Annotated in this window: 17 protein-coding genes and 1 tRNA gene; 8 read left to right on the forward strand and 10 right to left on the reverse strand. The window is 73.4% G+C overall.

Annotated features, from left to right (window positions below; genetic code table 11):
* Positions 1-27 precede the first annotated feature (27 nt).
* From ACFWRV_RS17790 to ACFWRV_RS17805, 4 genes are all read left to right on the forward strand, one after another.
* Positions 28-432 (forward strand): globin, encoded by a 405-nt coding sequence (locus ACFWRV_RS17790; protein ID WP_384335290.1) that lies wholly within the window; start codon positions 28-30, stop codon positions 430-432.
* Positions 433-647: 215 nt separating this feature from the next.
* Complete coding sequence (locus ACFWRV_RS17795) at positions 648-3962, forward strand: FtsX-like permease family protein (protein ID WP_384335293.1); 3315 nt, start codon at positions 648-650, stop codon at positions 3960-3962.
* A 1-nt stretch (position 3963) separates the two neighbouring features.
* Positions 3964-6849, forward strand: coding sequence for an ABC transporter permease (locus ACFWRV_RS17800; RefSeq protein ID WP_384335296.1), 2886 nt, complete (start codon positions 3964-3966; stop codon positions 6847-6849).
* The gene (locus tag ACFWRV_RS17805) at positions 6846-7889 is read left to right on the forward strand and encodes an ABC transporter ATP-binding protein (RefSeq protein ID WP_384335299.1); all 1044 of its coding nucleotides are present in this window, start codon (positions 6846-6848) and stop codon (positions 7887-7889) included. The genes ACFWRV_RS17800 and ACFWRV_RS17805 overlap by 4 nt, the downstream gene beginning before the upstream one ends.
* A 47-nt stretch (positions 7890-7936) precedes the next feature.
* On the opposite strand, the gene ACFWRV_RS17810 is transcribed toward ACFWRV_RS17805, so the two are convergent.
* From ACFWRV_RS17810 to ACFWRV_RS17840, 7 genes are all read right to left on the reverse strand, one after another.
* Positions 7937-8671 carry a hypothetical protein gene (locus ACFWRV_RS17810; protein WP_384335302.1) on the reverse strand — a complete coding sequence of 245 codons (735 nt, stop codon included), beginning with the start codon at positions 8669-8671 and terminating at the stop codon, positions 7937-7939.
* A complete protein-coding gene (locus tag ACFWRV_RS17815) occupies positions 8668-9090 on the reverse strand; it encodes a thioesterase family protein (protein WP_003969105.1) in 423 nt (140 codons plus the stop codon). Before ACFWRV_RS17815 ends, ACFWRV_RS17810 begins: the two co-directional genes overlap by 4 nt.
* A 5-nt stretch (positions 9091-9095) precedes the next feature.
* On the reverse strand, positions 9096-10760 hold the full coding sequence (gene ettA / locus ACFWRV_RS17820; protein WP_384335305.1) for an energy-dependent translational throttle protein EttA: 1665 nt from the start codon (positions 10758-10760) through the stop codon (positions 9096-9098).
* A 125-nt stretch (positions 10761-10885) separates the two neighbouring features.
* Complete coding sequence (locus tag ACFWRV_RS17825; RefSeq protein ID WP_384335308.1) at positions 10886-12379, reverse strand: TQXA domain-containing protein; 1494 nt, start codon at positions 12377-12379, stop codon at positions 10886-10888.
* A gap of 191 nt (positions 12380-12570) precedes the next feature.
* Positions 12571-13032 (reverse strand): single-stranded DNA-binding protein, encoded by a 462-nt coding sequence (locus ACFWRV_RS17830; RefSeq protein WP_384335311.1) that lies wholly within the window; start codon positions 13030-13032, stop codon positions 12571-12573.
* A 160-nt stretch (positions 13033-13192) separates the two neighbouring features.
* Positions 13193-15088 carry a GTPase gene (locus ACFWRV_RS17835; protein WP_384335314.1) on the reverse strand — a complete coding sequence of 632 codons (1896 nt, stop codon included), beginning with the start codon at positions 15086-15088 and terminating at the stop codon, positions 13193-13195.
* Positions 15085-16728: an ATP-binding protein gene (locus ACFWRV_RS17840; RefSeq protein WP_384335317.1), complete on the reverse strand. Its 1644-nt coding sequence runs from the start codon at positions 16726-16728 to the stop codon at positions 15085-15087. The genes ACFWRV_RS17835 and ACFWRV_RS17840 overlap by 4 nt, the downstream gene beginning before the upstream one ends.
* A 306-nt stretch (positions 16729-17034) precedes the next feature.
* Here ACFWRV_RS17840 and ACFWRV_RS17845 point away from each other — a divergent pair.
* Positions 17035-17110: transfer RNA gene (locus ACFWRV_RS17845), tRNA-Arg, on the forward strand.
* Positions 17111-17368: 258 nt separating this feature from the next.
* Here ACFWRV_RS17845 and metF read toward each other — a convergent pair.
* From metF to ACFWRV_RS17860, 3 genes are all read right to left on the reverse strand, one after another.
* The gene (metF, locus tag ACFWRV_RS17850; protein ID WP_384335319.1) at positions 17369-18265 is read right to left on the reverse strand and encodes a methylenetetrahydrofolate reductase [NAD(P)H]; all 897 of its coding nucleotides are present in this window, start codon (positions 18263-18265) and stop codon (positions 17369-17371) included.
* Between the two features lie 131 nt (positions 18266-18396).
* The gene (locus ACFWRV_RS17855) at positions 18397-19803 is read right to left on the reverse strand and encodes an adenylosuccinate lyase family protein (protein ID WP_384335369.1); all 1407 of its coding nucleotides are present in this window, start codon (positions 19801-19803) and stop codon (positions 18397-18399) included.
* A 68-nt stretch (positions 19804-19871) separates the two neighbouring features.
* On the reverse strand, positions 19872-21869 hold the full coding sequence (locus ACFWRV_RS17860) for an FAD/NAD(P)-binding protein (protein WP_384335322.1): 1998 nt from the start codon (positions 21867-21869) through the stop codon (positions 19872-19874).
* Between the two features lie 181 nt (positions 21870-22050).
* Between ACFWRV_RS17860 and ACFWRV_RS17865 the strand changes: the two genes are divergently transcribed.
* The 3 genes from ACFWRV_RS17865 (at position 22051) to ACFWRV_RS17875 (ending at position 24860) form a co-directional block, all read left to right on the forward strand.
* Positions 22051-23043, forward strand: a complete 993-nt coding sequence (locus ACFWRV_RS17865) for an NADPH:quinone reductase (protein ID WP_384335325.1) — start codon at positions 22051-22053, stop codon at positions 23041-23043.
* 15 nt (positions 23044-23058) lie between these two features.
* Positions 23059-24255, forward strand: coding sequence for a 3-hydroxybenzoate 6-monooxygenase (locus ACFWRV_RS17870; protein ID WP_384335328.1), 1197 nt, complete (start codon positions 23059-23061; stop codon positions 24253-24255).
* 62 nt (positions 24256-24317) lie between these two features.
* The gene (locus ACFWRV_RS17875) at positions 24318-24860 is read left to right on the forward strand and encodes an SRPBCC family protein (protein ID WP_384335331.1); all 543 of its coding nucleotides are present in this window, start codon (positions 24318-24320) and stop codon (positions 24858-24860) included.
* Positions 24861-25226: the final 366 nt, after the last annotated feature.

Genomic DNA, 25226 nt, shown 5'->3' on the forward strand with positions numbered 1-25226 from the left:
GGCCGGTGCGTCTGCGACCATGGACGGGTGACTGAGATTCCGCGCGACACGCTTCAGGAGCAGACCTTCTACGAGCAGGTCGGCGGCGAGGCGACCTTCCGGCGCCTGGTCCACCGCTTCTACCAGGGCGTGGCGGGCGACGAGCTGCTGCGGCCGATGTATCCGGAGGAGGACCTCGGCCCGGCCGAGGAGCGGTTCACGCTGTTCCTGATGCAGTACTGGGGCGGCCCGCGCACCTACAGCGACAACCGGGGCCACCCGCGGCTGCGCATGCGGCACGCGCCGTTCCGGGTGGACCGGGCGGCCCATGACGCCTGGCTCGCCCATATGCGGGTCGCGCTGGACGAGCTGGGGCTCGCGCCCGAGCACGAACGGCAGTTGTGGGACTACCTGACGTACGCCGCCGCCTCCATGGTCAACACCGCGGACTGATCGCTTCCGGGCGCCGGCGGACCGCCCGCGAGCGAGCAGGTTGGCGGTCCGTGACCGGGTGACTCCGGAATTCGACGTTCCACCTCCGGATAACGATCACGATCGCATCAAGGTGCACCTGCAAGCGGTTACCGAAACCCGGTTGCCTCTGAAAGCATCGCCGGTACGTCGGGGGGCGTGCGCACGCGGTGTGTTTTCCGGGGCTGGGGGATCAGGTGACGGGTTTCGTCCTTCTGCGGGTGCGGGCTCATCGCCTGCTGCTCTCCGCGGCCGTCCTCGCCGTCCTGCTGACCACCTCCGTCCTGGCCGCGCTCACCGCGTTCTCCGGTTCGGTGGGCGACGCGGCCCTGCGCCACACGCTCACCCACCGGTCGGCCGCCTCCGCCGCCCTCGTCGTCTCGGCCTCGGTGGACCACGAAGAGCGCGCGGAGGCCGACGCGGCGGTCCGCGAGGCCTCGCGCGACGCCTTCGACGGGCTGCCCGTGACGGTGGGGAAGCTGGAGAGTTCGGGGTCGTACGCGCTGCCGCGGGGCCTTCAGGACCCGGCCGCCCGGCGCGGCGAGCCCGACCTCACCCACTTCGCCGCCCTCGACCGCGACCGGGTGCGGATCACCGGGGGCAGGGCGCCCGCCGCTTCCCCCGACGGCGACGGCCCCGTCCAGGTCGCCCTGCCCGTCGTCGCCGCCGAGGCGCTGAAGCTGAAGCCGGGCGCGCGGCTCACCGTCACCGACCGGCTGCGCGACGACAAGAAGCAGCGGATCCTGATCACCGGCGTCTACGAGGCCGCCGACCGGTCCGACCCGTACTGGCAGCTCGACCCGCTCGGCGGGCGCGGGGTGCGCAAGCTCGCCTTCACGACGTACGGCCCCCTGCTCACCGATCCTTCGGTCCTCGCCTCCGACGCGCTCGCGCACGGGCAGACGTCCTGGCTGGCGGCCGCCGACTTCGCCACGCTGACCACCGGCTCCATGGAGGGACTGCGCGACGCGTCGGCGGGCGCCCCGAAGGCTCTGGAGGCCGCACCGGACTTCGCGTCCGGCGTCACCGCGCGGACGTCGCTGCCGACCGTGCTCGACCAGCTCGACCGGGCGCTGCTGGTGTCCCGTTCCACGCTGACGATCGTCGCGGTGCAGCTGGTGCTGCTCGCCGCGTACGCCCTGCTGCTGGTGGCCCGGCTGCTGAACAGCGAGCGGGACGGGGAGCGCGAGCTGCTGCGGGCCCGGGGCGGTTCCCGTGGCCGGATCACCTCGTTCGCCGCGATCGAGGCGCTGTTGCTCGCCGTGCCCGCCGCCGTGGTCGCCCCGCTGCTCGCGGGACCGCTGACCGGGCTGCTGGCCGAGCGCAGCGCCCTGTCCCGGATCGGACTGAAGGTCGACGAGGCCTCGACCGGGACCGTGTGGCTGGTCTCCGCGGCCGTCGCGCTGGCCTGCGCCCTGGCGGTGGTGGCCCCGTCGCTGACGGCCGGGGCGGGCGGGCGCGGGACCCGGGCCGCCGCACTGCCAGGACCGGTGCGGGCGGGCGCGGACCTCGGGCTGCTCCTGATCGCGGCGGTGGCGTACTGGCAGCTGGACCGGCAGGCCGGCGGCGGGGCGCTCACCGGCGACCGGGCGGGCGACCTCGGGGTCGACCCCCTGCTGGTCACCGCCCCGGCCCTCGCACTGCTCGCCGGAACGGTCCTCACGCTGCGCCTGCTGCCGCCCGCCGCGAAACTCGCCGAACGGCGTGCGGCCAAGGGCCGGGGGCTGCCCGCGGCCCTGGCGGGCTGGCAGTTCAGCCGCCGCCCGTTGCGCGGCGCTGGGCCGGTGCTGCTGCTCGTCCTGTCGGTCGCGATGGGCATGCTCGCGATCGGGCAGAGCGCCTCGTGGAACCGTTCGCAGTCCGATCAGGCGGACTTCGGCTCCGGCGCCTCGGTCCGGCTGGTGGGCGGGCAGGACAGCGGTCCGGCGACGGCCGGGGCGTACAGCGGCCTGGAAGGGGTACGCCGGGCGGCCCCCGCCTTCCGGGCGACCGTGGAGGCGTCCGGGGGGCGCACGGCCGAGATCCTCGCCCTGGACACCGCCCACGCGGACGAGCGGATGCTGATGCGCCCCGACCTCGCCGACGAGAGCCCGCGTCGGCTCTTCGAGGCGATCGCCCCGGAGCGGGCCGCGCGCCCCGGGCTCGTCCTCCCGAAGGACAGCACCCGGCTGAAGCTGGACCTGCGGATCACGACGGTGTCGCCGAAGCGCTCCGGGTCCGCCGCGGGTCCGGGCGAGGATCCGCCGGTGGTCACCGTGCTCCTGGAGGACCGCTACGGCCTCCCCTACCGTTTCCTGGCCGGCCCCGTGCCCGTGGACGGCCGCCCGGTCCCGGTGTCCGTGCCGGTGTCGGCGGCGGGTGGTCTGGCCGTGACCGGCTTCGAGGTGGACGACGAACCGCCGTTCGAGCGCGCGCAGAAGCGCCGGGTCGCGGTGAGCGACGTACGCGTGGTCACGGGCTCCGGCTCCGGCTCCGGCTCCGGCTCGGAACGCCCGGTGCCGGCGTCCGGATCGGTGCGCTGGGACGCGTCGATGGCTCTCACCGAGCTCGGTGAGAGCCGGCCGGGCAAGCCGCCGGTGCGCAACGGGACCTCGGGCCTGCCGGACTTCACGTACGACACCGGCGTGGAGAGCGAGGACGTCTGGGAGCAGACCACCAGCACCCTGCGGATCACCGCCGACCGGCCGAAGGCCTCGGTGGTCAAGGCCGTCGCGACGGACGCCTATCTGAAGAGCACCAGCGCGAAGCTGGGCGACGAGATCGACCTCACCCTGGCCGGGAACACCGTCCGGGTGACCCTGGCGGAGTCGGTGCGGCGGCTGCCGACCACCGGGGCCGCCGAGCTGTCCGGCGCCACGGACCCGACGGCGGGCGGCGGCGCACTGCTGCTGGACCTCAAGGCCGTCACCGAGGTCCTGGCCCACCGGGAGACCGCCACGATCGAGGCGACCGAGTGGTGGCTGAGCGCGGGCCCGGGGGACGCCGCGAAGGTGGCCGCCGCTCTGCGCGCCCTGCCGGACACCGACCCGGCCCAGGTGCTGGTCCGGGCGGAGGCCGTGCAGCGGCTGGTGGACGACCCGCTGGGGGCGGGGCCGCAGTCGGCGCTGCCGGCCGTCGCCGTGGTCGCCGCCGCGCTGGCGGCGGTCGGCTTCGCGGTCAGCGCGTCGGGGTCCCGGCGCGAACGGTCCGCGGAACTCGGCGTGTTGCGGGCGCTCGGCGCGCCGCGCCGCCAACTGGCCCGCATGATCGCCGCCGAACAGGGCGTGCTGATCGCCCTCGCCCTGCTGATCGGGCTCGGCATCGGCACGGTGCTGACCCGGGCCGTCGTCCCGCTCATCGTGCTGACCGGGCAGGCCGACCGGCCCGTTCCGCCGGTGCTGGTCGAGCTGCCGGCCGGGCAGGTCGCGGCGCTGCTGGCCGGAGTGGCCGCCCTGCCGCTCCTGATCGTCGCGACGATGGCGCTGCGCCGCGGGGACCCGGCGGTCACACTGCGCCACCAGGGGGACCACTGACATGAGTGACGGCAACCGGGCGGCCAACGCCCCCTGGATACGGACCCGGCTGCGCACCGCGCCCGGCGCGGCGGTGGCCCTGGCGGTGCTGGTCCTGGTGACGGCGTTCCTCGCCGCCGCGTTCCCGCGAGCCGTGGACGCGTACGAGACGAAGGGGCTGCGCCACGACATCCGGACGGCCGACGCGGGCCGCGGCGCCGTGGAGGTCTCCCGCCCCCAGCCCGGGCTCGAACTGCCGCGGGAACAGCGGGACGCCGAGGTGCGGAGCCCCGGGCTGGCGCGGGTCGGCGGGGCGCTGCTGAAAGCCCTGCCCGCGCCGTTGCGCGCGGACACGCCGTCCGTCGCGTACGGGATACGCACCATGAAGCCGGTCCTCGCGACCGAGCCCTGGCTGCCGAGGCCCGACACGGTGCCGCCGCGGCTCTCGTACACGGCGCAGACGGGGCTGAAGGAGCACGCCACCCTGGTCTCGGGCGCCTGGCCGGCGACGCCCGCCGAGGTGACCTCATCCTCCCGTGCGGTGCAGGGCGCGGTGACGGAGGAGACGGCGGCGGCGCTGAAGGTGAGGGTCGGCGCGACCCTGAAGCTGCCCACCGCGACCCGCGGTCCGCTCATGGTGACCGTCACGGGCATCGTCGCCCCCCGTGACCCGCGCGGCGGCTACTGGTCCGCCGATCCGCTGCTGCGCACCCCGTCCCTGGTCCCGGACCCCGAGAGCCCCTTCCCGCAGTACTACTGGACCGGCACCGTCCTGCTGGCCGAGGACGCCGGGCCCGCGCTGCTGAGCACGCCCACCGAACCGACACTCTTCTGGCGCATCCCGCCCGACGCCTCCGAGCTCACCGGCCCCGACGGCGCCCGGCTGACGTCCGTCATCGCGTCGCTGGAGAGCGGCCCCGGGCTGCTGAAGGTGCGGGAGATCGCCGGGGGCACCGCGGACGTCGCCACCGGCCTCGGCCACATCGTGGAGGCCAACGCGCGGATGCGCGACGCGATCAGCCCCGTGATCGCGGTCGCCGCCCTCGGCATCGGCTCCGTGGCCGCCGTCGTCCTGGTGATGACGGGCGCCCTGATCGCCGCCCGCCGCAAGGCCGAACTGGCGCTGATGCGCTCGCGCGGCGGCTCGCTGCGCGGCATCGGCGGGCGGCTGCTCGCGGAGACCGCGGTGACCGTGCTGCCCGCGAGCGCACTGGGACTGCTGCTCGCGATGCTGCTCGTGGGCGAGGGCCGCTGGTGGCCGGGGGCCCTGGCGGCGGCCGGCGTCGGTCTTCTGGTGTGCGTCGCCCTGCCCCTGCGGACGACGCTCCAGCACATCCGGCCCGCGCTGCACGGGGCCCGCGAGGACATGGTGAGTGCCCGGCCCTCGCGTCGGCGGACCGTCGCCGAGCTGACCCTGCTCGTGCTCGTGGTCGGCGCGGTGACGGCGCTGCGCCGACGCGGCACGTCGACCGGGGGCGGCACCGATCTGCTGGTCAGCGCCGCGCCCGTGCTGGTCGCGCTGATCGCGGCACTCGTGCTCGTACGGCTCTATCCGCTGCCCCTGCGGCTCGCCGCGCGCCCCATGGCCCGGCTGCGCGGGGCGATCGGCTTCCTCTCGCTCGCCCGCGCCGGGCGGTCCTCGGCGGGCGGGGCGCTGCCGCTGCTGGCCCTGCTGCTGGCGTTGGCCCCGGCGGCGCTCGGCGGCTCGGTGGTCGCCGGGATCGGGGAGGCTCGGGACGACGCGGCGCTGACGGCCGTCGGCGCGGACGCCCGGATCAGCGGCAGGAGCGAGCGGGCGACGCTGCCCGGCGAGCTGGACCGCTCGGTGCGCGACCTGGACGGGGTGCGGAGCGCCGCGTCGCTACGGATCGAGTACGGCGTGGCCCTGCCGGAGGGGGCGGCCGGTGACGGCGACGCGGACGCCACCGGTTCCGACGCCGGTACGCGGACGGGTACGGGAACGGGCGGCGGCGACGCCGAAGACGCGGGCGGCTCGGGTGGGGCGAGGACGGCGGCCCTGGTGGGCGTCGACCCGGCCTCGTACACCCGGCTGGCCCGCACGACCGGGCTGCCGGACTTCCCGGTCGGCCGGCTGCGGGCCACCGGCTCCTCGGCCCCGCTCCCCGAGGGCGCGAAGTCCGGTCCCGGGCGTGTGCTGCCGGCCATCGCCTCGCCGGCGGTGGCGGCACGGCTGGGCACGGAGCCGCACGCGGTCGACACACTGTCCGGGGACTTCAAGGTCCGGATCGTGGGGACCGTCTCGCGCGTGGCCTCGCTCGCCTCCACGAACTTCCTGGTCGTCAACTCCGCCTCCCTGGAGCAGAAAACGCCCACCACCCTGCTGCTCACCGGCGCCCCGGACCCCGGGGAACTCCGCGCGGCGGTCGGCGGGAGCGGCAAGGACTTCGTCGTACAGCTGCGTTCCGAGGAGCGCGCGCGGTACGTGAACACCCCGATGCAGGCGGGGGCCGAGCGGATCTACCTCGCGGCCGTCGCGGCGGGCGCCGGATACGCCCTGCTGGCCGTCCTGCTGTCGCTGCTCCAGACCGCGCCGGAGCGCAGGACACTGCTGGCGCGGCTGCGGACGATGGGGCTCACCACCGGACAGGGCAGGCGGCTGCTGGCCTTCGAGGCGACACCGCAGGCGCTGCTGGCGGCGGGCGGCGGACTGCTCACCGGCTGGGCGACCATCGCCCTGCTCTCCCCCGGCATCGACCTCGTGCCGCTGGCGCTCGCGGGCGTCGCCGGAGCGGACACGAGCCCGGTCACGCTGCGCACCGACCTCTGGTCGCTGGGGCTGCCGGCCGCCGGGGTCGTGGCACTCGCCGCGGCGGTCGCGGGCGTCCAGGCGTGGTGGGCGAGCCGCCGCGGATCGATCACCGAACTCAGGGCAGGAGACTCCCGATGACCTCGTCCACCGAGACGGCAGGCACGGCCCGCGCGGCCGAGACGACGCTGGCGGAGCTGGAGCAGCGGGCCGCGGCCCGCCGGGACCGCCCTTCCTACGGGCACGACGCGCTGATCGCCTGCGACCGGGTGGTGCGGATCTTCACCACGGACGGGGTGGAGGTGCAGGCCCTCCAGGGCCTCGATCTGCTGGTCACCGAGGGCGAGTTGATGGCTCTGGTGGGGGCGTCGGGCAGCGGCAAGTCGACGCTGATGAACATCCTGGCGGGGCTGGACGTGCCGACGGCCGGCTCGGCGAAGGTCGCGGGCTGCGATCTGCTGTCGATGGGCCCGAAGGAACGGCTGCGCTACCGCCGGGACGTGGTCGGGTTCGTCTGGCAGCAGACCGCCCGCAATCTGCTCCCGTATCTCACGGCGGTCCAGAACATCACCCTGCCCATGCAGCTGCGCGGCGGCGGGAGCAAGCGTGAACGGGCGTCCCGCGCCGAGTCGTTGCTCGCCATGCTCGACATCGCGGACTGCCGCGACCGGCGGCCCCAGCAGCTCTCCGGCGGGCAGCAGCAGCGGGTGGCCATCGCGGTGGCGCTGGCCAACGACCCGTCGGTGCTGCTGGCGGACGAACCGACCGGTGAGCTGGACTCGGCCACCGGGGAGCAGGTCTTCGCCGCGTTCCGGCGCGCCAACGAGGAGTTGGGCACCTCGATCGTGATCGTCACCCATGACCAGGCGGTCGCGAGCGAGGTGCGCCGTACGGTCGCCATCCGCGACGGCCGTACGTCCTCCGAGGTGCTGCGCCGCACGGAGGTGGACGCGGCGACGGGCCAGGAGTCGCAGGTGGCCCGGGAGTACGCCATGCTCGACCGGGCGGGACGGCTCCAGTTGCCCGCGGACTACACGCGGACGCTGGGCATGGAACACCGGGTGCTGCTGGAGCTGGAGCAGGACCACATCGGCGTCTGGCCCGACGCACACGGGGCGCCGGAGAACCGGGGCGGGCCTTCGCAGGGCGGGCCTTCGCAGGAAGCACCGGAGAAGGAGTAGCGGGCGGGCAGGACGGTTCCGGCTGACCGAGGGGCGGCGGAAACGCCCTAGCCGTGCCCGACGGAGAGGCTGAGCCCGCCGGGACCGCCCAGGCCGCCGGCCGGGTCGCGGCGCAGCGCGATGGAGCCGAAGGGCGTCCGCAGCCGCAGCCAGCCGCCCGCGCCGCCGGCCGAGAGCAGCGAGACGGGGAAGTCGGGGTCGGGGCGCAGGAAGCCGAGCGACTGGGCGGCGTGCACGGCGCGCAGGGGCAGCCCCGTCGCCCCGACCTGCCGGGACCAGATCTCGCGGCCGATCCGGTCCCGCTCGGCGCGGGTGCGCGACTCCTCGGGCAGCGCCTCGTCCCGGGTACGGAATTCGGCGACGGCCAGGTCGAGCGCGGTGCGCAGGGCGTCCGGCCGGGGCAGACCGGCCTCCTCCCGCCAGGGCCCCCGGGGCGGCAGGACCCCGGTCCACGGCGGCCCGGTGACGGGCGCGGGCAGCGAACCCCCCGCACCGGCACCGGGCCCCTCCGCTCCGGCCTCACCGGAAACGTCGAGGGACTCCAGCAGCTCCCCGGCCGACACCGTGACGTCGAGCGTCTCGGGGCGGGCCAGGCGGGCGGTGCGGATGGCGAGGACCTCGAAGGAGGGCGGACGGCCGAACACGGCCAGTGCGTCGCCGCCGCCCGCCTGCAACCGGACCGCGGCGGCGCGGTCGTAGTGGAGCAGCCGGCCGAGGAAGGCGGCGAGATCCGCCGCCTCCCTCGGGTCGGCGAAGCGCAGCGACTGCACGGGCACGGTCATGCCGCGGCGGGCTCCTCTGCCAGGTACTGCTGGAGGAAGAGCTTCTCCTCGGCGGAGATCCGCCGAGGCCGCTCCGCCGCCAGGTCGTACGGCACGACGACGGTCGAGGCGCGAACGTACACCTGCTCGGGGTCCTTGATCTCATAGGCGATCGTCAGGGACGCGGCGCCTATCTTCGTGACCCACGACTCGACGGTCACCGGCTCGTGCCGGTGGACCAGCGGCCGTACGTAGTCGATCTCGTGACGGGCCACGACGGACCCGCCCGAGAACGACGGCGAACCGTCCCCGGGCGCCAGCCGGAACATGAAGTCGATGCGCGCCTCCTCCAGGTAGCGGAGGAAGACCACGTTGTTGACGTGGCCGAAGGCATCCATGTCCGACCAGCGCAGGGGGCAGCTGTAGAGATGACGAGCCAAGACGATCAGCCTCGCGTGAGCTTCTTGTACGTGGCACGGTGCGGGCGGGCCGCGTCCGCGCCGAGCCGCTCGATCTTGTTCTTCTCGTACGACTCGAAGTTGCCCTCGAACCAGTACCACTTGGAGTCACCCTCGTAGGCGAGGATGTGCGTGGCGACGCGGTCCAGGAACCAGCGGTCGTGGGAGATGACCACAGCGGCGCCCGGGAACTCCAGGAGGGCGTTCTCCAGCGAGGAGAGCGTCTCGACGTCGAGGTCGTTGGTGGGCTCGTCGAGGAGCAGCAGGTTGCCGCCCTCCTTGAGCGTCAGCGCGAGGTTGAGGCGGTTGCGCTCACCACCGGACAGGACGCCGGCCGGCTTCTGCTGGTCCGGGCCCTTGAAGCCGAACGCGGAGACGTAGGCGCGGGACGGCATCTCGACCTGGCCGACGTTGATGTAGTCCAGCTCGTCCGAGACGACGGCCCAGAGGGTCTTCTTCGGGTCGATGTTGGCGCGGGACTGGTCGACGTAGGAGATCTTGACCGTGTCGCCGACCTTGATGGCGCCGCTGTCCGGCGTCTCCAGGCCCTGGATCATCTTGAACAGCGTGGTCTTGCCCGCGCCGTTCGGACCGATGATGCCGACGATGCCGTTACGGGGCAGCGTGAACGACAGGTCGTCGATGAGGACCTTGTCGCCGAAGGCCTTCGAGAGGTTCTCGACCTCGACGACGATGGAACCGAGCCGCGGGCCCGGCGGAATCTGGATCTCCTCGAAGTCCAGCTTCCGCATCTTGTCCGCCTCGGCCGCCATCTCCTCGTACCGGGCGAGACGGGCCTTGGACTTGGTCTGGCGGCCCTTGGCGTTGGACCGGACCCACTCCAGCTCTTCCTTGAGCCGCTTCTGGCGCTTCTCGTCCTTGCGGCCCTCGACCTTGAGACGGGTCTGCTTCTTCTCCAGGTACGTGGAGTAGTTGCCCTCGTAGGCGATCGCGCGGCCCCGGTCGAGTTCGAGGATCCACTCGGCGACGTTGTTCAGGAAGTACCGGTCGTGGGTGACGGCGATGACGCAGCCCGCGTACTTCGAGAGGTGCTGCTCCAGCCAGTTCACCGACTCGGCGTCCAGGTGGTTGGTGGGCTCGTCGAGGAGGAGCAGGTCCGGGGCCTCGATGAGCAGCTTGCAGAGCGCCACACGGCGCTTCTCGCCACCGGAGAGGTTGGTGACGGGCCAGTCGCCGGGCGGGCAGCCCAGGGCGTCCATGGCCTGCTCCAGCTGAGCGTCCAGGTCCCACGCGTTCGCGTGGTCCAGGTCCTCTTGGAGCTTGCCCATCTCCTCCATCAGCGCGTCGGAGTAGTCGGTCGCCATCAGCTCGGCGACCTCGTTGAAGCGGTGGAGCTTGCCCATGATCTCGGCGGCGCCGTCCTGGACGTTCTCCAGGACGGTCTTCTCCTCGTCCAGCTTCGGCTCCTGCATGAGGATGCCGACGCTGAAGCCGGGCGACAGGAACGCGTCACCGTTGGACGGCTGCTCCAGGCCCGCCATGATCTTCAGCACCGTGGACTTACCGGCGCCGTTGGGCCCCACGACACCGATCTTCGCGCCGGGCAGGAAGTTCAGGTTGACGTCATCGAGAATCACCTTGTCGCCGTGCGCTTTGCGCGTCTTGCGCATGGTGTAGATGTACTCAGCCAAGAGAAACCGTCCGGCAGCAATAGAGGTGTGGGCAGATACACCCATCTTGCCTGACACCCGCCCCCGGACGGAAACCCGTCCACCCACCGGCACCGGACCCCCGGTCACCTCATGCGCGCGGGTGCTCACTCACCGTCGGTGTGCGGCTTCCTCCGGCGGAGCAGGAAGACCGCGCCGCCACCCACGACGAGCAGTCCGATGGCGACGGCGGCGAGCATCGGGGTGGCGCTGGAGCCACCCGTGGCGGCGAGGTCGCCCTCCAGCCCCGACGCACCGGAGCCGGTCGTGGCCGGGGCGGACCGCTGGGCGCTCTGCGTGCCCACGTCGTTGCCCGCGCCGCCCGCCTCCTCGCTCTCCTTCTCCAGGACGCTGCCGCTGGTGGCGCAGTCCAGCGTCCCGGTGAAGGTGCGGCCGAACCCGGCGGGCCCGGTGATGGTGAAGTCGTACGCCTGGTCCTCGGCGACGGGGACCGTCACCGTACGGGTCTCCCCGGCGGCGACGGTGTACTCGACGCCGGCCGGCTCGAAGGCGAAGGGGTCGTCGCCCCGGTTGGCGGCGGTGACGTCCACACCGCCCTTCGCGCAGTTCTTCCGCGCGGTCAGCGCGGGGACCGCGCCGGTCTCGGCCCAGGTGGCGGTGGCCCGGGCGGAGACGGTGGACTCGCTGGAGCCGGCCAGGATCTGGGCCTGGGTGCGGCCGGTCCCGGCGAAGGCCCGGCCGACCGGCACGGACGTGGTGGCCTGGAGCGTCAGGGAGGCGGTTCCGTCGGCGGTGTCCTTCGGCACGGCGAAGTAGAGCCGGTCCCCGTCCGACGCCTCGGTGACGGGGGCGCCCTTCTTGTCGGTGACCTGGACGCCGCTGGCCGCCGCGTCGACCGGGGGCGACACCGAGACCTGGTCCGCGGCGGTGCGGACGGTCACGGGACCGATCCGCTCACCGGCCCGGCCGGAGACGGCGGCCGGCTCCGAAGTCAGAGCGGCCCGGGGCTCCTTCGTCGCGCGCGCGTTGCGCTGCAGCCAGTCGGCGAGCTTCTCCGCCTGCCTGTCCGACGCGGTGACGTCGGCGTTGTCCGAGTAGCGCCAGATGGCGACCTGGGTCCCGGCGGCGGCGGTCCGCTCGGTCAGCGGACCGGTGCCGGCCGCCTCGGCGAGCGCCGCCAGGTCGTCGACCTGGGGGTAGGAGTGCTGGAGGATCCAGCGGATCTTCCCGGCGTTCCGGTTGCCGCCGAGCGAGGTCTCGGCCCAGGGGGTCTCCAGGTACTTCGCCTGGTCCTGGGTGGGGTTGTGGAGGTCGATGCCGTAGGTCTTGAGCTTTCCGCCGCCGTCCACGGTCATCTCGAAGAGTCCGGCGGGCAGTTCCTGGGTCCGGTCGGGCGCCCGGTCCTTCCCCGCGATGCGGAGCACGGCGCTGTCGAAGGTCTTCAGTCCGTCGAGCACCGCGGCCGCGCCGCCGTGGTGCCGGCCCGGCTCGTCGGCCGCCGCCGGTCCGGCGCCGACGAGTGCGGCGGTGCCGACAAGACCGGAGAGCAGCAGCGCGGCGACCGGGCGGCGGATCCCGCGGCCGGGGGGCGCCCCTGTCGTGCCGGACGGCGCCGCGGACGCGGAAGACACAGAAAGCACAGAATTCCCCTCCGGGCGAGGCCCTCGCGCATGGTGCGCGTGTGGGGGAATGCCTCGCCAGCAGACCCAAGTGACCCGTGAGCACTGGGAATCCTAGAGAACGGGCGAAGGTGATTCCCCCGTACCGCCCTTCGCCAACCATTCCGAATCGGAATCGTTATCGCCCAGGTCGACCGCCGCGAACAGTCTTTTCAGGACACCGCCGCCATTTCGCCGACGTGTTCCCGGTCCGTGCGAAGGTGGTCCGTATCGCCGTCCGTGATCCGTTCCGGACGCTCCGTCAGAACTGGTTCCGCTCGGGCTGCCCGGCGGAAAGCGGCCGTCCCTCGGCTCAGGTCGTGGCCGACGGCGACGGCCTCCACATCGACGAACGTCCGCCGCTGACCGGCCTGTTCCTCCTCGCGGACCTTCAACCGGCCGTGCACCACCAGGGGTTCTCCGACCGAAACGGAACCGGCGAGGTTCGCGGCGAGCGTGCGCCAGGACCAGACGGTGTAGAAGCTGGTGCGGCCGTCGGCCCAGAGCTGTTTCTCGCGGTCCCAGCGGCGCGGGGTGACGGCGAAACGGAATCGCGCCATTCCTCCCGTGGCCGTCTCCCGGAAGTCCACCGCCGTCGCCGCGTTACCCACCAGGGTCACCAAGGTCTCGTTCATTTCCCGCCCCCGCTTTCCTTGTCGACGCTTCGAACCGCTCCGAACCACTTCGAAGCGCTCCGAAACCGCTTCGACTCGCTCCGTGCGGCGTCGGGTGACGCCGCTGTGCGTACGGTCTCCATGGTGGACGCCGGGCGGGAATCGCGTCGGGGCCTGTGGACTACCGGCCGGTTGTGGAAAACTCCGTCACCGTCACGTACCGCTCGCGCACTTCCCGGTAGCGCACCAGCTCAGCCGCGACCGGGTCCAGGACCCTGGCCCGGCCGCACCCGGCCGCCGCCTCGCGCAGCCGCCGCTCGGCGTCCTGCCCGTACCGCCTGGCCGGTCCCCGGATGGCCGCGGCGCAGGCCCACTCCACCAGTGGGCCGCCGACGACGCCCGCCAGCATGATGAGCGCGGGCGTGACGAGCCCCGGTTCCAGGACGCCGATGATCTGGCCGACCAGCCACAGGCCGCCGAAGATCTGGAGCAGCGTCATCGACACCTGGGCCAGCACCGCGGCCGGCCACCACTTCGGCCGGGGCGGCTTGGCCGGCCGGCCACCGAGCGGGGCGCCGACGAGCGGGGGGCCGCCGACCGTGCTCCGCCCCTCCTCCCTGCCGCCGCCCCGCTTGGACGCGCCGGGCGCTCCGGCCTTGACCGCCAGTTCGTCCAGCGCCTCGGGCAACCCCCGAGCCCCGTTGAACGCGGCCTCGCGCACCGCCTGCGCCCAGGGTCCCGGCAGTCCGTCGGCGGCGTCGTCCGCGACGATCCGCACCGCCTGCTCGACCCGCTGCCGGGCCGTCAGCTCCTCCTCGGGCGGGGTGAGCGCCTGGCCCAACCGGTCCAGGCTGCCGGGCAGGCCCCGGTTCTCGTACCAGCGCCAGAGCCGCAGCCACGGCGTCCCGCAGGCCCGGCTCGCGTTCCGGCGCCACTCCCGCTCGGCGGCCTGTCCGGCGGCCGCAGAGCCGACGGCCTCGGCCAGCCGGTCGGTGAACTCGTCGCGGGCCCGCTCGCCGAGTCCGGGCCGCCCCTCGGCCACGTACACCGGGCGCAGCCGTGCCGCCGCCGCGTCGACGTCGGCGGAGAGGCGGCGGGTCGCGGCGGTGCGGTCCTGGACGAACCGGCCGATCATCTCGCGGAGTTCGGGCACCCCGTCGCCGGTGAGCGCGGACAGGGACATGACGGTGGCGCCGGGTTCGCCGTGCTCGCCGAGGGCGATGCCGTCCTCGTCGAGGAGGCGGCGCAGGTCGTCGAGGACGAGGTCGGCCGCCTCGCCGGGCAGCCGGTCGGTCTGGTTCAGGACGACGAAGGTGACCTCCGCGTGTCCGGCGAGCGGGCGCAGATAACGCTCGTGGAGGGCGGCGTCGGCGTACTTCTCCGGGTCGACGACCCAGATCACCGCGTCGACCAGGGCCAGGACCCGGTCCACCTGGGCGCGGTGCTCGGTGGCCGCCGAGTCGTGGTCGGGCAGGTCGACCAGGACGAGCCCCTGGAGCGCCTCGTCGAAGGCGGCCGGCCCCGGGTGGGGCCTGCGGCGCAGCCGGCCCGGGACGGCGAGGCGGTCCAGCAGGCCGGCGGCCCCGTCGGTCCAGCTGCACGCGATGGGCTGGGAGGTGGTGGGCCGGCGCAGCCCGGTGTCGGAGATCGGGGCCCCGGCGAGCGCGTTGAACAGGGTCGACTTCCCGCTGCCGGTGGCTCCCGCGACGGCGATGACCGTGTGCCGCGAGGAGAGCCGCTGCCGGGCGGCGGCCTCGTCCAGCACGCGTCCCGCCTCGGCGAGGGTGTCCCGGTCGAGCCGGGCCCGGGAGAGCCCGACGAGTTCGCGCAGGGCGTCGAGCCGGGGGGGCAGCGGACCGTCGGCGGGGGCGTACGCCTCGACCTGCGGCTCCGCGTCGTCCTCGGCGGGCGCGGGGGACTCCGGCTCCCCGGCCTCGCGGGCCTCGGCCGCGGCCGCGCGCCGGGCGATGAGCCCGTCGTCCCAGCGTCCGTCCTTGCGCCCGCCCTCGCGCCCGTCCGTCTTCCCTGTGCCGCTGTCGCTGTCGTTGCCCTGGTCCTCGTCCGTGACGGCAGTCATCGCTGCCACCTCTCCTTCTGCAGTACGGAAAGCGCGGCGATCAGCTCGGCCTGGGGTTCGGGGGTGACGTCGAGCGCGTCGAGCGGGGCGAGGCGGCGTTCGCGTTCGCTGCCGAGGACCTGGTCGAGGTAGGCCGTCAGCAGCTCCCCGCCCTTGTCACGGAGGCGCAGCGCGCCCTGGGCGCCGATGCGTTCGGCGAGCTGCTCCCCCGCAGCACGGGCGCGTCGCCCGCCGAGGAGGGCGGCCGCGAGCAGTGCGGCGACGGTCTCGGGAGCGGGCGCGACGCTGCGGTCGAGCTGGCGCACCTCCTCCTCGGCCAGCTCCTCCAGGACCCGCCGCCACCGGCGTACGGCGACGGCGATCCGCCCCTCGACGTCCTCGGCGGGCCCCCAGCCCCCGGCCTCCCGCCCCGCGTCCTCGAACCGGAACAGCGCACCGGCGGGCTCGCGGCACCACTGGGTGCGGATCTGTTCGTCGGCGGCGGAGACCGAGCACTGGAGCAGGGCCACCAGGCTGTCGACGAGGGCTTCGAGGAGTTCCTCGGGCGTGCTGTAGAGCGGGTAGCCGCGCCACCGGGTCCGCGCGTCCCCGGAGAGCACCGCCCCGCTCCCCAGGCGGCGGCGGATCCGGGCGGCCTCCTTGCCGTACGCCTCCTCGACCACCCCGGTCAGCCGGACGGAGGCGGCGTACTGGGCGGCGACGGCGGAGGCCAGTGCGGGCATCCGTACGTTGAGCGACTGGATGACGCCGGAGGCGGTGCGCCCCACCGCCTGCTGCCGGGCGGCGGGGTCCTGGGCGCGATGGGCGAGCCAGGCGCTCAGCGGGGCGACGGCACTGGCGGGCAGCAGCCCGCTGCCGCCGCCCGTGGACTCGGGCAGCTCCGGGATGGTGAACCGGGGTACGTCCCCGAGTCCGGCCCGGGTCAACAGCGCCGCGTACTGCCGCGACACCTCGGCGATCACCTGGTGGGGCACCCGGTCGAGGACGGTGACGAGGGCGGCGTCGTACTCCTTCGCGGTACGCAGCAGGTGCCAGGGCACCGCGTCGGCATAGCGCGAGGCGGTGGTGACCATCACCCAGACGTCGGCGGCGCAGACGAGTTCGGCGGCGAGGACGCGGTTGCGGACGACGAGCGAGTCGATGTCGGGGGCGTCCAGCAGGGCGAGTCCGCGGGGGAGGCTGAGCGCGGTCTCCACCCGCAGGGCGGTCTCCCCGTCCTCCCCGCGTGCGGCGAGGTCGTCAAGCCCGTCCGGGTCGGGCGTCTGCCCCGGCGGCAGCCAGATCCGGGTGAGCTGCGGCAGCACCCGTACGCCGGCGAACCAGTGGTGATCGTCCGGGTGGCAGACCAGCACCGGCGTCCGGGTGGTGGGCCGCAGTACCCCGGCCTCGCTGACCCGGCACCCCACCAGTGAGTTGACCAGGGTGGACTTCCCGGCTCCGGTGGATCCTCCGATCACGGCGAGCAGCGGCGCCTCGGGGTCCTTGAGGCGTGGCAGGAGGTAGTCGTCGAGCTGGGCGAGGAGTTCGACCCTGGTCTGCCGGGCGCGTTCGGCCCCCGGCAGGGGCAGTGGGAGACGCACGGCGGCGACACGGTCGCGCAGGGCGGAAAGTGCGTCGATGAGCTGAGGCCGTACGTCCATGGTCACCACATGCGAAGAATGCCCAATTTTGAAGCCTTTTTGAAGCGTATAGACCCCTCTGCGCGGCGGTTCCACCCTCTGGACAGAGTCAGGACAGAGGGGACGAGTGGGGCGGGGGCATAACGAGTGCACAACACCCGGCGCGAGGGGAGCGAAAAGCGGTGCAGGAATCGCACCTACCTGCGATTATCGGTTCGCTTCACCGAACCTCCACATCGTGCCACGCAGGTGAAGCAACCGGGTCCAGGGGATCGGAGCCCTATCCTTGTCCCGGCACGGCCACGGAACCACCGATCAGGACTCCCGGCCCCCGTAGCTCAGTGGATAGAGCAGGCGCCTTCTAAGCGCTTGGCCGCAGGTTCGAGTCCTGCCGGGGGCGCCACCGACCGCACGACCGTGAGGCCCTCCGCATCGGAGGGCCTTTTCGTCTGCCGGGTTCGTCTGCCGGGTTCGCCGGCGGAGCTCGTCGCCCAGGGGCACGCTAGCGAGCGCGGCGTCGTGGCGGCGTAAGCGCCCGGCCGGCCCCTCGCGGCCGCGAACGGCCTCATCCCGCGTCTGGACGCGTGGCCCGACGGTCGAAACCCCCGCCGGGGGCAGCGGGGGTTTCGACCGTCGGGGGGCCACGGCGGCTCCGGTCGTCCTACGGGGTGGCCGCCAGAGCCGGGGAGGCGGCGGGAGCCTGCGCCGGGGAGCCGACGTTGTGATGGATCTCCAGTGCGGCCGAGACCCGGTTGAGCGTGACGTAGTGCAGGCCGGGGGCGCCCTCCTTGAGCAGGCGGGCGGCCATGTCGGTGGCGTACGCGACGCCGATGCGGTGCGATTCCGCCGGGTTGTCGCGGGCCGCCTCCAGGCGCCCGGCCAGTTCGTCGGGGAAGACGGCGTTGCTGAGCTGGGCGAATCTGCTGATCTGCCGGACGTCCAGGGCCGGCATGATCTGCGGAACGATCGGGGTGTCGCAGCCCGCGGCGGCCACCCGGTCCCGGAGCCTCAGGTAGTCGTCGACGTGGAAGAACATCTGGGTGATCGCGTAGTCGGCGCCCGCCCGGCACTTGGCGACCAGATGCCGGATGTCGCTGTCCCAGTCGGACGAGCGGGGGTGCCGTTCGGGGAACGCGGCCACGCCGACCGAGAACTCCCCGAGCTCCTTGATGAGCGCGACGAGCTCGTGGGCGTAGGTGATGCCCTCGGCGTGACGGTTCCAGGGGCCGCGGGGGTTGCCCGGGGGGTCGCCCCGCAGCGCGAGTATGTCCTGCACTCCGGCGTCCGCGTACCGGCCGATGATGTGGCGGAGTTCGGTGACGGAGTGGTCCACCGCGGTCAGGTGGGCCACGGGGCGCAGCGAGGTCTCGGTCGCGATGCGGCGGCTCAGGTCGATCGTGTTGTCGCGCGAGGAGCCGCCGGCGCCGTACGTGACGGAGACGAAGGACGGGGAGAGCGCCTCGACTCGGCGGAGCCCGCTCCACAGGCTCTGCGTACCGGCCTCGCTACTGGGTGGGAAGAACTCGAACGACAGGCTGGGAAAGGTGAAAGGAGTCATCGGAAGCCTTCGGCTGGGGCGGACGGCGGACGGCGGACGGGAAGAGGAAAGGAAGCGAAGAAGGGGGCGTGGGGGAAGAGGGGGTGGGGGAAGAGGGGGTGGCGGGAGGAGAAAGGCACCGGCACCGGGCGTCACTTCTCGATGGCGCGGTCCACCAACGTGCCTGCCGCGCCCAGGTAGTTCACCGGGTCGCAGAGCGCGGCCAGCTCCTCCCCCTCCAGACGGCCGGCGAGTTCGGGGGCCGTGGCCAGTACCTCGGCGAGCGGCAGGCCGGATGCGGCGGCGGCGGTGGAGATGCGCGTCAGGAGGCTCTTGGCCTCGGCCTTGCCGAGCAGGGGGGCCAGCCGGGCGGCGATACGTTCGGAGACCACCAGGCCGCCGGTGAGGGAGAGGTTGGCGCGCATCCGGTCGCTGTGGACCTCCAGCCCCTCGGTCAGTTCGACCGCGGTGTACGCGGCTCCGCCCACCAGGCGCAGGCACTCGCGCAGCAGGAGCCATTCGGCGTGCCAGACGCCTCCGGAACGCTCGTCCTCCGTCACCAGGCTCTGCGTCAGTGCGGCCGCCATCGACGGAACCTGGAGGGCCGCGCTGCGCAGCAGGGTGCTGAGAACCGGGTTCCGCTTGTGCGGCATGGCCGAGGAGCCTCCGCGTCCCGCGACGGCGGGTTCGGACACTTCCGCGACCTCGGTCCTGGTCAGCGACTGCACCTCCACCGCGATCCGGCCGAAGGCGCCCGCCGTGAAGGCCAGGGCGGCCGCCAGGTCCGCGAGGGGGGTGCGCAGCCCGTGCCAGGGAAGGACGGGCGCGACGAGCCCGGTCTCGGCGGCGAAGGCTTCGGTGAGGCGCCGCGCATAGCCCTCCCCGTCGTCGCCCTCGTCCGCGACGCCGTCGATCCGGGCGTACTCCAGATACCCGGCGAGCGTGCCGGCGGCTCCGCCCAGCGAGACCGGGAGTCCGGCGTCGAGCAGCTCCCCGATCCGCCGGTCCGCGTCGAGGAGCAGCTGACGCCAGCCCGCGGCCTTCAGCCCGAAGGCGGTGGGAACGGCGTGCAGGGCCAGCGTGCGCCCGGCCATCGGGGTGTCCCGGTGCGCGCGGGCCAGGTCCGTCAGCGCCGACACGCACCGGTCGAGATCGGCCCGGATCAGCCGGAGTGTCCGTGCGGCCACCAGCATGGCGGCCGTGTCGAAGACGTCCTGACTGGTCGAGCCCCGGTGGACGTACTCGGCCGCCGCCTCGTCCTCGGCCGCCACGACGGCCGTGAACCGGCGGACCAGGCTGACGACGGGGTTGGCCGTCTCCCGGGAGTCCCGGGCGAGAGCGCGCAGGTCGATGGCCTCGGCACGGGCCGCCCGGGTGATGGTGAGCGCGGCGTGTTCGGGGACCGCCCCGAGCCGGGCCTGGGCGCGGGCCAGTGCGGCCTCCGCGTCCAGCATCGCCTGGAGCCAGGCCCGGTCGCCGGTCGCGGTCTCGGCGGGCGTGCCCACCCGCACCGGCGAGAGCAGACCGGTGTCCGCCTCGGCCGCGTCGTTCACGGCCACCCCGGCGGAGTCGGCTCCGCCGGCCTCACCGGGGCCGCCCGTGCGGGCGGCCTCGGTGTGGGGGGTGGTCACACGATCACCCCGGTCAGGTCCGTGTCGGAGGAGGCCGCGCGGACCTCGCTGGGGATCCGCGTGACCGGCGGCAGGGACAGGATCGCCCGCGCTATCGCATCGGAGTCGCCGAGCGTGACGGAGTCGACGCCGGGGCGGATTCCGGCGGCGGTCACCCAGTGCACCGCTTCGGTCGGCACGCCGAAGGCGAACCGGCGGGGATGGGAGCGGCCGCGGGCGTCCAGCAGGTGGTAGGGGCGCTCGCTGACCGCCAGACCGCCGGTCTCGTAACTGGTGCCGCACGTTCCGGGTATCCGGTACGGGACGGCCTGTTCGGTGGCGAGGAGGTGCCGCATCAGGGCGTCCTCCGTGCGGCGCAGGTCGGGTTCGGGCAGCCGTGCCTCGATCAGCGTGGTGGCGCGGATCGGGGGGCCCGGTACGACCTTGGACTCGGCCACGAAGGCCGGCTCCGCGACGTCGAAGCGGATCTCGGTGCCGGGTCCGGTGAGTTCGAGGACTCCGGCGTCGAGGAGCGCGATCATCTCCTCAATGCGGGCGGCGGGCGGGCCGATCGAGAGGAAGGCGTTCAACGGGGTGTACCAGCCGTCGAGTTCGTCCCGGTGGGAGTTGCCCTCCAGTCCACCGTGGTCCACGGCGAGGCGGACCTCGTTGCGCAGGTCCCGCAGGACGTCGAGGGCCGCCTTCAGCGGTCCGTCCACGTTGCCGGCGCGGGCCTCCCGCAGATCGCGCACGAGGTAGTCGCGCAGCCAGACGCCGAAGGTCCGCCGGTCCGTGATCGTCTCGCCCTGGAGGGGGTTGGTGAGGCGCTCCCAGTCCCAGCGGTCCGCCGGGGCGATGCCGAACGCGTCCAGCAGGGACTCGGTGAGCGTCCCGTCGGCGTCGGCCTCGCCGACGAGGGCCAGATAGCGGTCGGTGAAGAGGTCCGCCTCGGTCCCGCGGCCCCACGACGTCAGGAGCGTGGCGTAGTAGACGCCCTCCGTCTCGCGGCGGATCAGCGGCCAGAGGTCCTTGTTCAGCTGGATCCACTCCCCCGCCTCCGCCCGGGCCCGCAGTCCGGCCACGTGGTCGGGGGTCAGGAGGCGGGGCAGGTAGCGGCCGTGGGCGCCCTTCTGGTTCTCGCCGCGCGCGTGGTACGGCACACCCCTGCGAGAGCTGGCGTACATCTTCGGTTCGCGGCCCGACGGGCGGTAGGTGAGGGAGCCGTCGGCGTTCCGGACGAAGCTGCCGCCCCGGCCGTGGGTGAACAGCGCCATGTAGTCGAAGAAGTTGAGCCCGAGGCCGCGCAGCAGCACGGGGCTGCCCGGGGCGATGTCCCCGAGGTCCACGTCCGCCGGGTTCGAGGGGGTGATGTAGGTGAGGTAGTGGATGCGGGCCAGCGCGGCGGTGCGCTCCTGGCGCGGTGTCAGCCTGGTCGGGCTGTGGCCCTGGGCCAGCACGATGGCGTCCAGGTTGTTCAGCCGCGTCCCGTCGGCGAGCCGGACGCCCTGCGGGCCGCCGGTGACTCCGTGGGTGTCCGCCATCGCGACGGCACGCGAGCGGTGCACGCGTGCGGTCACGTGCTCGGGCGCCCTGGCCACGATCCGCCGGAAGCACTCGCTCAGATAGTGACCGTAGAAGGCTCGGGTGGGGTACGTGTCGGGCCCCAGGGCACGGGCTTCCGCCAGGGTCTCCTCGTCGTAGTCGCCGCTCTCCCCAAGCAGGGAGAGCTGGGTGGCCCACTCGTACAGACTCGGTCCCGGCTCGACCGGGCCCTCGATCGTGACGCTGTCGTCGGTGAACACCGTGACCTGCGAAGCGACCGTGTTCATCAGCAGATGCCGGGACTGGTCGACCCGCCACACCTGGCCCGCGCCGGGGGCCGCCGCGTCGATCACGTGCACGACCACCGCGGCACCGGAGGGCTCGTGACGCTCGTTGACGCACAGCCTTTCCAGTACGGACAGTCCACGCGGGCCGCCGCCGACGATGCAGACCTCCAGGCTTTCACTGCTCATGCGGACACTCCTATGCGAGCCGGTGATTTCCCTGGATACTCGCAGCGGCCCGTCGGATGCGGTCAACGCATACCCACAGGGTCCGTCAGGTTCCCCGCAGGAAATCCGCGTTCCGGCGATGACCTGACACATTCCGCCGGATCGGCGTGCCTCCTCGAAGAGAGGGATACATTCTGCGGCCATGCGTGCCGCCTATATCGAACAGATCGGTTCACCGGACGAGATTCGATTCGGTGAACTGCCCGACCCCCGACCGGGTCCCACCGACGTACTCGTCTCCGTCACGGCCACGACCGTCAATCCCGTGGACACCTTCGTCCGTTCCGGAGTCTTCCGCACCGCGCTGCCGCTGCCGCTGGCCGTCGGCCGGGATCTGGTCGGCACGGTGATCGAGGCCGGTCCCGGCACCACCGGCTTCGCCCCCGGCGACCGGGTGTGGTGCAACAGCCTCGGCCACGGCGGCCGGCAGGGCGCCGCCGCCGAGCGGGCGGTCGTGCCCGCCGACCGGCTCTACCGGCTGCCGCCGGGCGTGGACCCCGAGATCGCGGTCGGCGTCCTGCACCCCGGTGCCACCGCCTATCTGGCGCTCTTCGTCCATGCCCGGATACAGCCCGGCGAGACGGTGTTCGTGGCCGGGGCCGCCGGGAACGTCGGCAGCGCGCTGGTGGTCATGGCGGTCGACGCCGGCGCCCGGGTGGTGGCCAGCGCCTCGGCGGCGGACGCCGCGTGGGTGCGGTCGCTGGGTGCGGCCGAGGTCTTCGACTACCTCGATCCCGCCCTGGCCGAGAGGGTGTCGGCAGCCTGCCCCGACGGAGTCGGCGTGTACGTGGACACCTTCGGGACCAACGACCTGACGGCCGCCGTGGACATGCTGGCTCCCCGCGGCCGGATCGTGCTGCTGGCGGGTGTCGGGGCACGCCCCGTACTGCCTGTCGGGCCGTTCTACATGAAGGACGCGGCCATCCTCGGCTTCGTCATCTCGCATGCCACGACCGCCGAACTCGCCGCCGCCGCAGGCGCGATCAACCGGCTGGTGGCCTCCGGGCGGCTGAGGCCGCGCCGCACCGAACGGGTGCCGCTGAGCGCGGCGGCGGAGGGACACCGCCGGATGGAGAAGGGCGGGCTGCGCGGCATCCGGCTGATCGTCCGGCCCGATCTGGACGACCGGGACTGAGGGGAAGGGAAGGTCATGTCACACATCCTTGTGGCGGGCGGCGGAATAGGGGGCCTGGCGACCGCGCTCGCCGTCGCCCGGCGCGGGCACCGCGCGACGGTTCTGGAACGCCGCGACAGCTTCAGCGAACTCGGCGCCGGAATCCAGCTGGCCCCCAACGCCTTCCACGCCCTCGACCGGCTCGGGGTGGGCGACGCGGTACGGGCGCGCGCGGTCTTCATCGACGAACTGCGGCTGTTCGACGGCACCAGCGACGAGCGCATCACCGCGCTGCCGCTCACGGGCGGCTACCGGGAGCGCTACCGGAACCCGTACGCGGTGGTGCACCGTACGGACCTGTACATGCCGTTGCTCCAGGCCTGCCGGACCACTCCGGGGGTGGAGTTGCTCACCGGCCGCTCCGTCACCGGCTACGAACAGGACGCCACCGGGGTCACCGCGCTCCCGGCCATCGACGGCCTGCCGGCCGCCGACGCCCTGGTGGGGGCCGACGGCATCCGTTCCGCCGTCCGGGCCCAGCTGGTCGGAGACGGCGAACCCCGGGTCTCCGGCCACACCATCTACCGGTCCGTCATCCCCATGGAGCGGGTCCCGGTGGAGCTGCGGTCGAACGCCGTCTCCCTCTGGGCGGGGCCGAAGTGGCACTTCGTCCACTACCCGATCAGCGGCGGCCGTGAGCTGAATCTCGCGGCGACCCTGGACGACGGCGCCACCGTGCCGGTGGCCGGGGCGACCGCGGAGCGCGACCAGGTGCTGGCCGCCTTCGAGTCCCTGGGCACCGTGGCGCGCTCCCTGCTCGAACGGGGCCGGGACTGGAAGCGCTGGGTGCTGTGCGACCGGGATCCGGTCGACCGGTGGGTGGACGGACGGGTCGCCCTGATGGGGGACGCGGCGCACCCCATGCTCCAGTACGCCGCGCAGGGCGCCTGCCAGGCTCTGGAGGACGCGGTTCTGCTCGGTGACCTTCTCGACGGATCGACGAGCGCCCCCGACGACGATCTGCCGCAGCGACTGGCGGCGTACAACAACCTGCGCCGGTCCCGCACGGCCAGAGCGCAGCAAGTGGCCCGGCGAATAGGCCGGGAGATCTACCACGCATCGGGCGTCGAGGCCAAGGAACGGAATGCGATGCTTTCCGGATTCTCGACGGAAGAACTGTACGAAAAGATCGACTGGCTGCACCGGGACCGTGATTTCACGCGCAGCGGATGAACGACCTGACATATCGCCTTCCGCGCTCTCGCACATTTCCGAAGGATGGAGACGATGACGTCATGAATACTCATGTCGACGACAGTGGAACGACGTTCCTGGCCCGCTCCGAGATCTTCGTGGCGGCCTCGCCCGGCCAGGTCTACGGCACCGTCAGCGACTTGACGCGCAGCGGCGAGTGGAGCGTCGAGTGCCGTGGCGGGCAGTGGGTGGAAGGCGCCCCCGGGACCGTGGGCGCCATCTTCCGCGGCGACAACGAGCGCGGCCGGGACACGGTCGCCTGGGCGCCGGTGATCCGGGGGCCCTGGCAGACCGAGGCCGAGGTCCTGGAGGCGGTCCCGGGCAGCACCTTCCGCTGGGTGATCCTCAACTCCGCGCGGGGACGGCAGGAAAGTGTGTGGTCGTTCGAGATCGAGCCCGCCGAGGGCGGATCGCTCCTGGTCCACCACTACCGGCTCGGCCGGCTCACCGAAGGGCTGTCGAAGATCTTCTCCGGGCTCGACGGCTCCGATCGCGAGCGGTTCGTGAAGGAGTGGAACGCCAAGCTGTCGGAGGACATCCAGGCCACCGTCGAGCGCATCAAGACGGTCATCGAGAAAGACTGAACCCCGTGGGGGGCCTGCTGCCCCCCCCTGGTCCGTGAGACCCCCGGCGCCGGTCACGGCGCCGGTTCCCGGCCGCCCCTTCGCCACCCCCCGAGGCGGAAGGGCGGCCTCTCGCATGCACGGCCGCACGCCCGCCCGCGCACCGTCGGCGACGGTCGGACCCACCACCGGGGTCGTACCCGGCGGCCCGGCCGGTACCCCGGGGGTACGCGAGGTGTCCTCCAGCAGCCGACGCGCCGGAGGGGGTCGCGACGGCACAGTGAGGACGCGGGGGATCGGGGGGGCGCGGGCCGCCGGAACCACCCGCCGCGCGCCCCCACCCCCCCCCCCCCGGGGAGGGGGCCGGGCCCTGGTACTGGTCGCCGC

The sequence above is a fragment of the Streptomyces sp. NPDC058576 genome, assembly GCF_042718715.1.
Classification (GTDB): Bacteria; Actinomycetota; Actinomycetes; order Streptomycetales; family Streptomycetaceae; genus Streptomyces.